The following is a 13,107-nucleotide window of genomic DNA, read 5'->3' as shown; positions in this document are numbered from 1 at the left end:
CTACTCTCGGTACCTGTGACCGCTCTCGACGACGTTCTCGCCGCGCACGGTGCCGCGGTCCGCCCGCTGTACCAAGTGCTCGCCCTGTTGCGCGGCGGTTCGCACGAACTCGCCGACCTGATCCGGCTGACCGGCGCACCGCGGCGGAGCGTGGAAGACGTGCTGGCCGCACTGGCCGAGGATCTGGAGCGTTCTCCCTCCGGCGTAGGGATCGCCCCGCACGCCCGCGACGCGTACGAGACCTATGCGTTGCCGGAGCTGCCCGACCCACTCGACGCCGCCGTGGCCGCACGGCCGGAGCTGCTGACCGAGCTGGCCGAGCGGATCGCTGCGGTCCCGCCGCCGCTGGCTGCGCTGGATCACGTGCAGGCGACGCCGGAGACGGTCCTACGCCGCGCGTTGTGGCTGAACGCCCGGTACGACTTACGTCGCAGCGAAGTACTTTTCCTCGGCGATCATGACTTGACGTCGCTGGCCGTGCGCGCGGTGTGCCCACAGGCCCGGCTGACCGTGGTGGATCTCGACGAGCGCGTGTTGTCGTACCTGGACGAAACAAGTGCACGCGAAGTGCGGACGGTGCACACCGACCTGCGGGTCGGGCTGCCGCCCGCGGTCACCGGCAAGGCGGATCTGGTGTTCAGCGATCCGCCGTACACACCGGAGGGCATGGGACTGTTCGCCGCGCGGGCGGTGCAAGCGTTGCGGGAACCGACGATCGGGCGAATCCTGCTCGCGTACGGATACAGCCCGCGGCATCCGGCGCTGGGTGCGCAGGTGCAACGCGCGCTCGCCACCCTCGGCCTGACCTTCGAGGCGATCCTGCCGGACTTCAACCGCTACACCGGCGCGCAGGCTATCGGCGCCAAAGCCGATCTCTATGTCTGCCAGCCGACCGCGAAGGCGAAGAAATCCGGCGTACGCAAGGGAAGCTCCGCGATCTACACGCACGGCCCGCAGTCGGTGGAAGCCACCGGAACCAAACCGGCACTGGTGCGCGCAGTCCGCGAAATCGCCTCCGAAGGCGGTCTCGCACTGGAAACCCGCCCCGTCGGCTGGGCCACCTCAGGCCCGGAAGGCGACGCGATCGCGATGGACCTCACCGCGGACCCCGGCCCGTGGCTGCTGCGCACCCTGCTCGGCACCAACGCCCGCCGGCTGGCCCTGCTGCTCCCGAACAACCACCCCGACCTCACCGACGCGGCCGCGCAAGCCGCGCTGACCGCGCTGGTCTCCCCGAAGTACCGCCTCAGCCTGCTGCGCAGCACCCCGGACAACCGCCACGCCGTCGTCGTCGCGGACCTGACCGACCACCCCTCCGACCTGCTGACCCGCGCCCACGCCCGCCTGGCGAACGCCGTCCTGGACGCCCCACCGGACCTGGCCGACCTCCGCCTCGTCGACGTCCCGCGACACCGGCTGGCGGCCCTCCTGCCCGGCTGACCGACCGCGACTTCCGGGCGGTCAGAGGTGCGACTTTTCGGAAGGCAATGCGGCGACCATCTGGAAGGCAGTCCAGCGACTTTTCGGAAGCCACCCGGGCGACTATCTGGAAGTCAACGCCTCTGAACTGCTAAAATGCCGAAGTGACCAGTGTGCCCGAGCTCTTCGCGCGACATGCCCTCGACGCGGTGACGGAGGCCCTGTCCGACACGCGCGTAGTCCTGGTCAACGGCGCTCGCCAAGTCGGCAAAAGCACCCTCGCCCGGCTCACCGCGCAGGCCCGCGTAGCCGAGGTCCGCAACCTCGACCTCCCGCAAGATCTCGAAGCAGCGATCGCCGACCCCAGCGGCTTCGTCGATTTCGACCGGCTGATGATCATCGACGAGATCCAGCGTGCCGCACAGCTCTTCCTCCCGATCAAGGCGAAGGTCGACCTGGATCCGCGGCCCGGCCGGTTCCTGCTCACCGGGTCGTCCCAGGTGCTCGCACTGCGCGGCCTGCCGGACACCCTGCCGGGCCGGAGCGAGACCATCGAACTGTGGCCGCTCTCCCAGGGAGAGATCGACGGCACCCGCGACGAGTTCGTCGATGCCGCTTTCGCGCTGGGGCCGGACGTGCACCACCGATCCGAACTCCGCCGGCAGGACTACGCCGAGCGGGCGGTACGGGGCGGTTTCCCTGAAGCCGTACGCCGGACGGTACCTCAGCGAAGAGCACGCTTCTTCCAGTCCTATCTCAACGATCTGGTCGAGCGGGATGTCCGTCAGCTCGGCGAAATCGAGCGGTTCTCCCAGTTACGCACGCTGCTGCGGCTCGTCGCGGCCCGCAACGCCGGTCTGCTGGTCCCGACCGCACTCGGCAACGCCGCCGGGCTGAGTCACCACACCGCCCAGCGGTACCTCGGGCTCTTCGAGGAGGTCTTCCTCATCAAGCGCATCCCGGCCTGGTCCCGCAATCTCAGCGCGCGGGCGGTCGACACCCCCAAAGTGGCCTTTGTGGACACCGGAATCGCCGCGGACCTGATCCAGGCGGAGCCCGCCGCGCTGGTCCGGCCGGGTGGTGAGTTCGGCGCGCTGCTCGAGGGTTTCGTACTGATGGAGCTGGCCCGTCAGCTGACCTGGTCGCAGACCCGGGCCGAGCTCTACCACTACCGCACCAAGGACAAGGTGGAGGTCGACGCGGTACTCGAGAATCGGCGGGGCCAGGTCATCGCCATCGAGGTCAAAGCGGCCACGACGGTGAGTTCCCGGGACTTTCGCGGAATCCGGCACCTCGAGCAACGACTCGGCAGCGACTTCCTGGCCGGTTACGTGTTGCATACCGGGACGGAAACCCTGCCGTTCGGCCCGAAACTGCGCGCCGTGCCGATCAGCGCGCTGTGGCAGCTTGCCGGCTGACCCGCCGAGCCATTCCTCGCCGTACCGTGCCGATCATTACCAATCCGACCACAGTCACGGCCTAATGGCTTCGTAGCAACGGTTACGTGCCGGGTGGGGTCGGCCTGCTAATGGGTCGGATTAGTAACACCCCGGCACAAAAACAGGGGCTCCCCGGTCAACCGCCCCGGGAAGCCCCTGCCGACGAACCGTCTCAGCCCGTGACGCCGTCCGCCTCGGCCGCCTTGGCGACCGCGGCGGCCACTTCCGGTGCCACGCGCGGGTCGAGCGGGCTCGGCACGATGCGGTCCGGGCCGAGGTCGTCGGAGGCCACCGCGACGATCGCGTCCGCGGCCGCCAGCTTCATGTTCTCCGTGATCGCCCGGGCGCCGGCGTCCAGCGCGCCGCGGAACACGCCGGGGAAGGCCAGCACGTTGTTGATCTGGTTGGGGAAGTCGCTGCGTCCGGTGGCCACGATGGCCGCGTACCGGGCCGCCGCGTCCGGGTGGATCTCCGGGTCCGGATTGGACAGTGCGAACACGATCGGGCCGGCGGCCATGGTGGCGAGCAGTTCCGGGTCCACCGTGGAGCTGGACAGGCCGAGGAAGACGTCGGCACCCCGCATCGCCTCGGCGATGCCGCCGGTGAGCCCGGCGCGGTTGGTGATCTCCGCGAGCTGCTGCTTGACCGGGTTCAGGCCCTCCCGGCCGACGTGCACGATGCCGCGCGAATCGAGCACGGTCACGTCGCCCGCGCCGGCGGCGATCAGGATCCGGGCGCAGGCCACTCCGGCCGCGCCCGCACCGGAGATGACCACGCGCTCCCCGGCGATGTCCCGGTCGAGCACCAGGTTCGCCCCGCGCAGCGCGGCGAGCGTGACGATCGCGGTGCCGTGCTGGTCGTCGTGCATGACCGGGCAGTCGAGCGCCTCCTTGAGCTTGTCCTCCAGCTCGAAGCAGCGCGGCGCGGAGACGTCCTCCAGGTTGACCGCGCCGAACGACGGGCGCAGCCGGACCAGCGTCTGCACGATCTCGTCCACGTCCGTGGTGTCCAGCACCAGCGGGATCGAGTCGAGCCCGCCGAAGGTCTTGAACAGCACCGACTTGCCCTCCATCACCGGCAGCGAGGCGCTCGCGCCGATGTCCCCGAGGCCGAGCACCGCGGTACCGTCGCTGACCACCGCGACCAGCCGGTCGGCCCAGGTGTAGCGCTTGGCCTGCACCGCGTCCTCGGCGATCGCCCGGCTCACCTTCGCCACGCCGGGCGTGTAGGCGATCGAGAGATCCCGCTGGTCGGCGATCGGCCGGGTGGCCGCCACCGAGAGCTTGCCGCCCTCGTGCCCGGCGAAGATCTCGGAATCGGTCACCGGGGCGACGGTGGCGCTGCCCGCTTGCTCGGTCATCGGGTTTCCTGACGTCGTCTCCGGCGCCCGCCGGCGGCGGACCACGGAACTCGGGGGGTGGATCTGGGTCATGCTGATACTCCTGGGACTGCGAGCGGGGGACCACCGCGCACGGGCGAAGGCGCACCCGTCCCCGGTGGAACTAGTCCTCCGTACGGCAGCCCAGCGCGGTAGCGCCGGTCTGTCGGCGAGGCGTCGTAGCGGCCATCCGATCCCTGGGGTAAGGCGAAAGGCCGCGGACGCTGCGGTCCGCCAATCATGACAGGCGCCGCCACGGTCCCGAACCCTCGGTGCGGTTCACGTCACAGATTCCCCGGCCGGACCGGGGAAAACCGGCCATTCCCAAGACGTCCGTCCGGTTTGGGAAGGGGATTTTCCCGGCTGCGGAACCGATTCAGCCCCACCGACCGCGACGAGCCCGTACCGGAAAGCACTCGATAAGGTGAGCCCATGGACTTCCGCCCCCTCGAGATCGCCGACGCCTACGCGTTCTCCCCGCGCGTTTTCCCGGACGAGCGCGGGCTGTTCGTCGCGCCGTTCCAGGAGGAGGCGCTGCGGCGGGCCACCGGGCACCCGCTGCGGATCGGCCAGACCAACCACAGCGTCTCCCGCCGCGGGGTCATCCGCGGGGTGCACTTCGCGGACACGCCCCCCGGTCAGGCCAAGTACATCTACTGTCCGGCGGGTGAACTCCTGGACGTGGTGGTGGACCTGCGCGTCGGCTCCCCGACGTTCGGCCGCTGGGATGCGGTCCGCCTCGACGCGCGCGAGTTCAACGCCGTCTACCTCGCCGAAGGTCTCGGCCACGCGTTTGTGGCCCTCACCGACGACACGGTGATGGCCTACCTCTGTTCGGAGCCGTACAACCCGTCGGCCGAGCACGGGATCAACCCGCTCGACCCGGCGCTCGGGCTGCCGTGGCCCCAGCAGCTGTCGCCCGTTGTGTCCGAAAAGGACCGCGGCGCGCCGACCCTCGCGGAGGCTCGGGAACAGGGCCTGCTGCCCTCATACGCGGACTGCACCGCTTACTACGAGAAGCTGCGCTCGGCGAACCCGAGCTGACGCTCGCGCGGAGTCACCCAGATCGTGATCGTGGCGGTGACCACCATGTCGCCATGCGAGTCGAGAATCCGCACCGGAACCGGAAGATCGAATCCGTCCGCACCGAAGGGTGGAATCTCCGGCAGTTCGGCGATCGCCCGCAGCCCGGACCCGGCTTTCGCGAGATACCTCACTGCCATCCCCTTGGGCAGCCATCCATGGGAGTCCGGGACGGTCGCCTCGGCCAGCATGCCCATCGCGATTTCGGCGAAATTGCCCGCGGCGATCGCAGGAAAAGTACGGATGTGGTTGTGCACACCCCACCACTTCGGCGCGGTCACCGAACAGTGGCCCGGACGCAGCTCCCGGACAGTGGGCAGCACCGTGCCGAAGTAGGGCACGCGCAGGCACATCGCGGCGGAAAACAGCTGCTTACCACCGGGTTTTCCGGCCAGTCCACGCCACAGCGAGTACGTCGAGAGCGCCACCATCCCCACCTCCAGCTCGTTACTACTCGCCAGTAGGCAGGCTAACCCGCCGACCGGCCACCGCGGTCGGACCGGGCTATATTCGGGCCCGTGGCACATCAGCTCTTTCTCCTCCGGCACGGCCAGACCGAGTGGTCGGTCAACGGCAGGCACACCGGCCGCACCGACGTCCCGCTCACCGCAGCCGGCGAGGAACAGGCGCGGGCCGCCGGCGGCACCCTCCGAATGTTGCTCGGCGGCGCCAAGCTCGTGCTGTCCAGCCCTCGCGCGCGGGCGCTGCGCACCGCGGAGCTGGCCGGCCTGCTCGTGGACGAGGTCACCGAGGACCTCGCCGAATGGGACTACGGCGACTACGAGGGCGTGACCACCCCGGTCATCCGCGAGCAGGTGCCCGGCTGGACGGTGTGGACGCACCCGATCCCCGGCGGGGAGAGCGCCGCGGACGTCGGCGCCCGTGCGGACAAGCTGCTCGACCGCGCCCGCCGCGAGATCGAGAACGGGGACGTGGTCCTGGTCGGCCACGGGCACTTCAGCCGGGTGCTGGTGGCGCGCTGGATCGGCCTTCCCGCGACGTCCGGTGTCCACTTCGGACTCGACCCGGCCGGCCTCGTGGTACTCGGCGACGAGCGCGGCGAGCCGCAGATCGAGCACCTGAACCTGCTGCCCGCGCTGGAGGCGTGAAGTGACCGACCCCCGCGTACGGCGAGTCCGCCCGGAGGACGTCGACGCAGTGGTGGAGCTGGTGTACGCGCTCGCCGACTACGAGCGCGCCCCCGGCGAATGCCACCTCACCGCCGCGCAGCTGCACACCGCGCTGTTCTCCGACACCCCCGCGTTGTTCGGTCATGTGGCCGAAGTGGACGGTGCGATCGGCGGATTCGCCTTGTGGTTCCTCAGCTTCTCCACCTGGCGCGGCGAACACGGGATCTATCTCGAGGACCTGTTCGTCCGCGAGCAACTGCGTGGCTCCGGGCTCGGAAAGGCGCTGCTGGCCGCGCTCGCGCAGGAATGCGTTACCCGCGGCTACCCCCGGCTGGAGTGGGCGGTGCTGAACTGGAACCCGGCCACCGGGTTCTACCGCGCACTCGGCGCACTCCCCCAGGACGAGTGGACGACCTACCGGCTCACCGACGGTCCACTGCACGCCCTGGCCGGAGACGCCTGAGCGACGACCCGTCAGTCGCGTTCGCGCCGTTCCCGCTCCGCGCGACGGCCTGCCAGGCCACCGCGTTCGGCCGCTTCTTCCTCGGTCTCGTCGTCGTGCATACCCAGCGCCCACGCGCGGGACGGCCGGCGGAACAACAGCACCAGCGAGGCGATCCCGCACAGCCCGATCGGCACGCCCCAGACCGGCTGCTCCGACGGGCCGAGGATGTACCAGCCGACCCCGATCAGCAGCAACGCGACGACCACGCCCGGCGAACGTGCCCAGGTGCGGCCGAGCACCAGCCCTGCCGACGCGGCGAGGAACGCCAGCGCCATCACCGCGAAGGTGCCGAATTCGGCCCAGATGTTGTTGCCCAGGCGAGGCGGCGTGTCGAGTCCTTCCAGGAGGATCACCACGCCGAAGACCAGCAGCCCGAGGCCGGGCAGTCCGGTGAACACCCCGGCAAGGCGCACCTCGATCGGCGTGGGCGGCAGGTCTTCCGAGTGCGGCACAGGGGCGGCCTTTCAGCTGCTTTGCGGGAGCACAGGCACCCGACCAGCGCGAGTCACCGTGCGTGAGCAGCTTCGATGGTATGCCACCCGGTCGGCCGTTTTCGCATGGCGGCGGTCAGGTAAAAATCATGGTGTCGTCGATGAGCGGGCGGTCGGCCCGGGTGCACTTGTCACGACGTGCTGTTTTGCCGTGCGCAAAGGAGGGCGCCCGCCACAGGGTCGCATCGGTAATCGGGACGTTCCGCCGCCTCCGGACCGGGTCTCCGCGGCCGGGCAAGCGGGTACGTGGTACCGGGGGTCCGCCGCTGTGCCTGATGAGCGGCTGGGCATCCGCTGCTGCGCCCAGGGCATCGCCGGCCGTCGCCCCACATGCCCTTCGCCGCACGGGCCACGAACCCACCCGGCCGCGACTGCCGCAACCCGCCCCGCCCCGCAGCCTGGCCAATGGCTGTGAAGGGGCCCTTCACGGACTCAGAGTCCGTGAAGGGCCCCTTCACAGCATCCAATCCGGACCTCCGGCGGCCTGCCGAGCCCCGCGGCAACCCTGTCCACGTCGCCCAAGCCCTCCCCGCGGCTTGGCAACCATCGCGCTGCGCCAGGACCAATGCGCCGGGCTGGGACGCCCACACCGCCTATACCGCGCCGGGACCGGGAGGGACCACCACACCGCGCACGCCGCGCCGCGGCCGGAATCACCACACCCGCCCCGCCCGCACCGGGACCGAGACCGAGACCGGCACCGGGACTGGAACACCGGGACTGGAACTGGGACTGGCACCGGGGCCGGGACCGGGACCGGGACCGGGACCGGGACCGGGACCGGGACCGGGACACCGTGCACCCTGCGCCGCAGCCAGGACCACAGCACCACCCACACCAGGCCACCGCCGGGACCACCACACCGCGACGGGATCCTGTTCATCCCCGCCTGAGCTTCGCGTCACCTTGTGGTCCCGGGAGGTTCTCGTGCCGGGCGGACGTCACCTACTCTGCGGTAGTGCGCGCCATCCTCGTCGTAAACCCGCAGGCCACCTCGACCACCGCCGGTGGCCGGGACGTGCTGGCGCACGCGCTGGCCAGCGACGTCAAGCTCGACGTCGTGGAGACCGACTACCGCGGCCACGCGATGGCCGTGGCCAGAGCGGCCGCGCGCGACGGGATCGACCTGGTCGTGGCGCACGGCGGGGACGGCACGGTGAACGAGGTCGTGAACGGGCTGCTCGCCGATTGCGACGGGCGTCCCGGCGGGGCGGGCTCCGTGCCGATGCTGGGCGTGGTGCCCGGCGGTTCGGCCAACGTCTTCGCCCGTGCGCTCGGGCTGCCCGCGGATCCGGTCGAGGCCACTCACCTGCTGCTCACCGCGCTTGAGCAGAACCTGCACCGCCGGATCGGGCTGGGGCTGGCCGACCGGCACTGGTTCACCTTCAACGCCGGGCTCGGCTGGGACGCCGACGTGGTCGGCCGGGTCGCGAAACGCCGGGGCAAGCAGACCAGCCCGAGCCTGTACATGCGGGCCGCGGTGCGCTCCTACTTCCGCCCGCCGCACGGCCGTCCGACGCTGACCGTGCGGATTCAGGGGGAGGAACCGGCGGAGGTGCTGACCGCGTTCGTGTCGAACACCGATCCGTGGACCTACCTGGGCGGGCGTCCGGTGCATCTGAACGCGGGCTGCTCGTTCGAGACCGGGCTGGGCCTGTTCGCGTTGAGCGGTCTGCGGTTGCCCACCGTGTTCACGCATGTACGGCAGGCCCTGCTCACCGACAGCGACCAGCGGGGTCGGCGGCTGCTGCGCCGCGACGATCTGCCGCTGATCCGCATCGACGCAGCTCAGCCGGTGAATTTCCAGGTCGACGGCGACCTCGTGGGGCAGCGGACGCGCGTGGAATTCCAGAGCGTGCCGGACGCACTCACGGTAATCGCGTCACCGAATGACCACTGATCGTCCGCGGCAAAGTGTCGCTGCCGTTCGTCGACGCAGAACCTCCACTCACCGCATCGGCCTTCCGCCAACACCGCCGTTTCGGACAGAAACCGCAGGTCAGAGGCATAACTCGGCCGGGTGAGCTGACTCACCGATCTTCCGGAAACCCTTGTCGAACGCGGTGCTTCGTGAAAGCATTCACAAGCACCCAAAAACACGACCGCCATGACGACTGTGGCGCGGTCTTCCCGCGCCACTATGAAGGAGCTCACGAACATGGACTGGCGCCACGATGCGGCCTGCCGAGACGAGGACCCCGAGCTGTTCTTCCCGGTGGGAACCAGCGGTCCGGCTCTGCTGCAGGTCTCCGAGGCGAAGGCCGTGTGCCACCGCTGCACCGTCGCTTCCGACTGCCTGGCCTGGGCTCTGGCCAGCGGCCAGGACGCCGGCGTGTGGGGCGGCATGAGCGAGGACGAGCGACGCGCGCTCAAGCGCCGCCGTACGTACATCGGCACGCGGACCACCGCCTGAGCCTTCTCCGGCTCAGTAGCACCACCCAGAACCGGTAGCACCGAAAAACCCGGCACCACGCACCATCGGTACCGGCACAGCAAGAACCATGCAGCACCGCGATTCACCGGGCGGGCCTATTTCTGCGCTCGCCCGGTCGGGGCTGATACATCTCCGGTTCAATCTTAGCAACGTGAGACGGGTCATCCGCACCCGGGTGCCGTCTCAGCAGAACCGTCGAACGGGCCGGTACCGCCTCGGGTACCGGCCCTTCGCCGTGTCCGCACCCGAGTGTCCGATGTGGATCAGTCCACTATGTACACCCCGGGCCGGGCTCAAAGCCGACGGGACAACGGAATCCGCAGCGCGGCCTCGGTGCCCGGCACCCGGTTGCCCGCGTCGTCGGTACGAATCTTGCGCAGTGAAAGCGATCCGCGCAGTTCCGACTCCACCAGCGTGCGCACGATCTGCAGCCCCAGCCCGTCGCTGCGCTCCAGCGAGAATCCGGACGGCAGGCCGCGCCCGTTGTCCCGGATCAGCACGTCCAGCCAGCGCGCGGACCGTTCCACGATGAGTTCGACCTTGCCGGGACGGCCATGCGGGAAAGCGTGCTCGATGGCGTTCTGCACCAGTTCGGCGAGCACCATCACCAATGGTGTGGCGATCTCCGCGACCACCACCCCGCACGAGCCCGTGCGAGTCAGCCCGACCTGCGATTCGGCCGTGGCCACCTCGCCGACCATCGGCAGCACGTTGTCGAGCAGCTTGTCCAGATCCACCCGCTCGTCCACGGAAATGGACAACGCCTCGTGCACCATCGCGATCGAGGAGACCCGGCGCACCGACTCGCCCAGCGCGAGCCGCGCCTCCTCGCTGGTGGTCCGCCGCGACTGCAGCCGCAGCAGGGCGGCCACGGTCTGCAGATTGTTCTTGACCCGGTGGTGGATCTCGCGAATCGTCGCGTCCTTCGACAGCAGCGCGCGGTCCCGGCGCTTGACCTCGGTCACGTCGCGGACCAGCACCAGCGCCCCGGCGGCCTGTCCGGCCGGGCGCAGCGGCAGCGCGCGGAACAGCACCACCGCGCCGAGCTTCGAATCGGCCTCGGTCCGCGAGGACGGTTTGCCGTCCAGCGCCTCGATGATCCGGTGCGAAACCTCGGTGGCGTCGAACGGGTCCCGGATCAGTGACCGGGTCAACGGGGCCAGCCGCTGCCCGACCAGATCGGATTCGTGGCCCATCCGGTGATAGGCGGACAGGCCGTTGGGGCTGGCGAACACCACGGTGCCGCCGGTGTCGAGCCGGACCAGGCCGTCGCCGACCCGCGGGCTGGTGTGCGTGTCGGTCTGATTGCCGCCGGCCGGCGGGAAGGTCCCGTCCACGATCATCTGGCACAGGTCGCCGGCACTGCCGAGGTAGGCGATCTCCAGCGGGCTCGGCACCCGCGGGGCGGCGAGGTTCGTCTCGCGGCTGAGCACCGCGATCATCTCCCCGCCGAAACTCACCGGCACCGCCTCCCGCCGCATCGGCAGATCGCGGTACCAGTGCGGATCCTCCTCGCGGCCGATCTTCTTCTCGCGCATGGCCTTGGCCAGCTGCGGGTGCTCGTCGACGGTGAACCGGGTGCCGACCACGTCCTCCGGGTGCGCGGTGGGCGCGGTGGTCGGGCGGGCATGCGCGACGCACACGAAATCGCCGCCGTCCTGGCGCAGTTCGGGGGCGACCGGGACCCACAGCAGGAAGTCGGCGAAGGACAGGTCGGCGAGCAGCTGCCACTCCGCGACGACGGTCTGCAGGTGGTCGGCCGCCGCGCCGGGCAGGCCGGTGTTCTCGGCGAGCAGATCGGAGAGCGTGGACACGGTCAGCGATCCCTCCCCGCCACGGGCACCTTGCTGCGATCGGTCATCCCGGCCTCCTCCTCGGCTCCTGCCCTCTACCGAGAGTACGGCGATCCGCCCGGGTGCCGCCGCTCAGCCCGGACCCGCATGCCACACTGGAGAGGTTGACCCGAGCCCGGCCGGTGCTTTTCCGGGCCAGGCCGCGCACAGAGGAGAGAAGTATGTCGAAGCGCGCCCGCAAGCGTCGCGACCGCAAGAAGAACGGCGCCAACCACGGCAAGAAGCCCAACGCCTGAGTTCGCGCCCGGACACGGCACGACCCCCGCACCGGATCGGTACGGGGGTCGTCGTCGTCCGGCGGCGGGTTATTCGCCGGTCTGCTGCTCGACGGTGAGCTCGGCGCGCTCCACGGTGACCCCGCCCCGGGTGGCCACGGTCTGCCGGATCGAGGCACGCAACCGGCTCTTCAGCTCGGCGGGCGCGTGCTCGCCACCACACTTGCGGGCCAGCAGCTGCTTGAGCTGATCGTCGATGCCGTACTCCGCCAGGCACGGCGGGCAGTCCTCGATGTGGCGCCGCAGCTCCGCGTCCCGCTGCGGACTGCACTCGCGGTCCAGCAGCAGGTAGATCTCGGCCAGCGCGTCCTCGCAGCGCATCCTGGCCTTCGACGCGTCATCCGTGCTCATCGCTTGGCCACCTCCTCGCGACCCCCGCGGATGAAGCCACGCTCGCGCGCGACCTCGGCCAGCAGGTCGCGCAGCTGGGCGCGGCCGCGGTGCAGCCGCGACATCACGGTCCCGATCGGCGTGTCCATGATCTCGGCGATCTCCTTGTACGCGAAGCCCTCGACATCGGCGAGGTAGACCGCCAGCCGGAACTCCCCGGGCAGCTTCTGCAGCGCCGCCTTGACGTCGGTGTCGGGCAGGTTGTCCATCGCCTCGACTTCGGCCGAGCGCAGCCCCCGGGAGGTGTGGCTCTCCGCACGGGCGATCTGCCAGTCGGAGATCTCCTCCGTCGGCTGCTGCACCGGCTGCCGCTGACGTTTGCGATAGCCGTTGATATAGGTGTTGGTGAGGATGCGGTACATCCACGCCTTGAGGTTCGTGCCGGCCTTGAAGGACGCGAACGCCGCGTAGGCCTTCAGGTAGGTCTCCTGGACCAGGTCCTCGGCGTCGGCGGGGTTGCGGGTCATCCGCATCGCGGCCGAATACAACTGGTCGAGCAGGGGCATCGCGTCGCGCTCGAAGCGCTCGGCGAGCTCCACCTCGTCGGCCGCGGTCTCCGGCGCGGAGTTGGACGTGCTCGGCAAACCGTTCCCTTCCCGTTCGGCTTCGATGCGCGGACGCGCATACAGCGTCCTCGAGTTTACGCGCGAACCGGGCAGACCGGCCCGGGCACGGCCGGCGCTGGGTCGTGGAGTGGCGAGCGTGGTGGT

Annotated in this window: 14 protein-coding genes; 8 read left to right on the top strand and 6 right to left on the bottom strand. The window is 70.1% G+C overall.

The window, feature by feature from the left end:
* Positions 1–15: 15 nt before the first annotated feature.
* Entirely contained in the window at positions 16–1,440 is a 1,425-nt protein-coding gene (locus tag ATK36_RS23235; protein ID WP_098513425.1) for a bis-aminopropyl spermidine synthase family protein, read from the top strand.
* A 143-nt stretch (positions 1,441–1,583) separates the two neighbouring features.
* Complete coding sequence (locus ATK36_RS23230) at positions 1,584–2,837, top strand: ATP-binding protein (RefSeq protein ID WP_211291937.1); 1,254 nt, start codon at positions 1,584–1,586, stop codon at positions 2,835–2,837.
* A 193-nt stretch (positions 2,838–3,030) separates the two neighbouring features.
* On the opposite strand, the gene ATK36_RS23225 is transcribed toward ATK36_RS23230, so the two are convergent.
* Positions 3,031–4,218, bottom strand: a complete 1,188-nt coding sequence (locus ATK36_RS23225) for an NAD(P)-dependent malic enzyme (RefSeq protein ID WP_098513424.1) — start codon at positions 4,216–4,218, stop codon at positions 3,031–3,033.
* 450 nt (positions 4,219–4,668) lie between these two features.
* Between ATK36_RS23225 and rfbC the strand changes: the two genes are divergently transcribed.
* Positions 4,669–5,280, top strand: a complete 612-nt coding sequence (gene rfbC / locus ATK36_RS23220; protein WP_098513423.1) for a dTDP-4-dehydrorhamnose 3,5-epimerase — start codon at positions 4,669–4,671, stop codon at positions 5,278–5,280.
* On the opposite strand, the gene ATK36_RS23215 is transcribed toward rfbC, so the two are convergent.
* A complete protein-coding gene (locus tag ATK36_RS23215) occupies positions 5,247–5,750 on the bottom strand; it encodes a hotdog fold domain-containing protein (RefSeq protein WP_098513422.1) in 504 nt (167 codons plus the stop codon). The two genes, rfbC and ATK36_RS23215, sit on opposite strands and share 34 nt — an antisense overlap.
* An 87-nt stretch (positions 5,751–5,837) precedes the next feature.
* Here ATK36_RS23215 and ATK36_RS23210 point away from each other — a divergent pair, with 87 nt between their 5' ends.
* Together ATK36_RS23210 and ATK36_RS23205 are read left to right on the top strand one after the other, a co-directional pair.
* Entirely contained in the window at positions 5,838–6,428 is a 591-nt protein-coding gene (locus ATK36_RS23210) for an acid phosphatase (protein ID WP_098513421.1), read from the top strand.
* Position 6,429: 1 nt separating this feature from the next.
* A complete protein-coding gene (locus ATK36_RS23205) occupies positions 6,430–6,912 on the top strand; it encodes a GNAT family N-acetyltransferase (protein WP_098513420.1) in 483 nt (160 codons plus the stop codon).
* Positions 6,913–6,923: 11 nt separating this feature from the next.
* Here ATK36_RS23205 and ATK36_RS23200 read toward each other — a convergent pair whose 3' ends face one another.
* Complete coding sequence (locus ATK36_RS23200) at positions 6,924–7,406, bottom strand: hypothetical protein (RefSeq protein ID WP_098513419.1); 483 nt, start codon at positions 7,404–7,406, stop codon at positions 6,924–6,926.
* Between the two features lie 997 nt (positions 7,407–8,403).
* On the opposite strand from ATK36_RS23200, the gene ATK36_RS23190 reads away from it, so the two are divergent.
* Positions 8,404–9,345, top strand: a complete 942-nt coding sequence (locus ATK36_RS23190; protein ID WP_098513418.1) for a diacylglycerol/lipid kinase family protein — start codon at positions 8,404–8,406, stop codon at positions 9,343–9,345.
* Between the two features lie 258 nt (positions 9,346–9,603).
* On the top strand, positions 9,604–9,858 hold the full coding sequence (locus ATK36_RS23185; RefSeq protein WP_098515124.1) for a WhiB family transcriptional regulator: 255 nt from the start codon (positions 9,604–9,606) through the stop codon (positions 9,856–9,858).
* 314 nt (positions 9,859–10,172) lie between these two features.
* Here ATK36_RS23185 and ATK36_RS23180 read toward each other — a convergent pair whose 3' ends face one another.
* Positions 10,173–11,693, bottom strand: coding sequence for a sensor histidine kinase (locus tag ATK36_RS23180; RefSeq protein ID WP_098513417.1), 1,521 nt, complete (start codon positions 11,691–11,693; stop codon positions 10,173–10,175).
* A 200-nt stretch (positions 11,694–11,893) separates the two neighbouring features.
* Here ATK36_RS23180 and ATK36_RS34780 point away from each other — a divergent pair, with 200 nt between their 5' ends.
* Positions 11,894–11,968, top strand: a complete 75-nt coding sequence (locus tag ATK36_RS34780; protein WP_098515123.1) for a 50S ribosomal protein bL37 — start codon at positions 11,894–11,896, stop codon at positions 11,966–11,968.
* Between the two features lie 69 nt (positions 11,969–12,037).
* On the opposite strand, the gene rsrA is transcribed toward ATK36_RS34780, so the two are convergent.
* Both rsrA and ATK36_RS23165 read right to left on the bottom strand, forming a co-directional pair.
* The gene (gene rsrA, locus ATK36_RS23170; protein WP_098513416.1) at positions 12,038–12,358 is read right to left on the bottom strand and encodes a mycothiol system anti-sigma-R factor; all 321 of its coding nucleotides are present in this window, start codon (positions 12,356–12,358) and stop codon (positions 12,038–12,040) included.
* Positions 12,355–12,981, bottom strand: coding sequence for a sigma-70 family RNA polymerase sigma factor (locus tag ATK36_RS23165; protein WP_098515122.1), 627 nt, complete (start codon positions 12,979–12,981; stop codon positions 12,355–12,357). Before ATK36_RS23165 ends, rsrA begins: the two co-directional genes overlap by 4 nt.
* Positions 12,982–13,107 lie beyond the last annotated feature (126 nt).

Origin of the sequence: Amycolatopsis sulphurea (genome assembly GCF_002564045.1) — a bacterium.
Taxonomy (GTDB): Bacteria; Actinomycetota; Actinomycetes; order Mycobacteriales; family Pseudonocardiaceae; genus Amycolatopsis; species Amycolatopsis sulphurea.
Note: the sequence above shows the minus strand (reverse complement) of the source record. Positions and strands in the feature narration are given on the sequence as shown.

Excerpts from the sequence above, each read along its gene's own strand:
- ATK36_RS23225 (WP_098513424.1), bottom strand. The coding sequence starts at position 4,218 with ATGACCGAGCAAGCGGGCAGCGCCACCGTCGCCCCGGTGACCGATTCC.
- rfbC (WP_098513423.1), top strand. The coding sequence starts at position 4,669 with ATGGACTTCCGCCCCCTCGAGATCGCCGACGCCTACGCGTTCTCCCCG.
- ATK36_RS23215 (WP_098513422.1), bottom strand. The coding sequence starts at position 5,750 with ATGGTGGCGCTCTCGACGTACTCGCTGTGGCGTGGACTGGCCGGAAAA.
- ATK36_RS23185 (WP_098515124.1), top strand. The coding sequence starts at position 9,604 with ATGGACTGGCGCCACGATGCGGCCTGCCGAGACGAGGACCCCGAGCTG.
- rsrA (WP_098513416.1), bottom strand. The coding sequence starts at position 12,358 with ATGAGCACGGATGACGCGTCGAAGGCCAGGATGCGCTGCGAGGACGCG.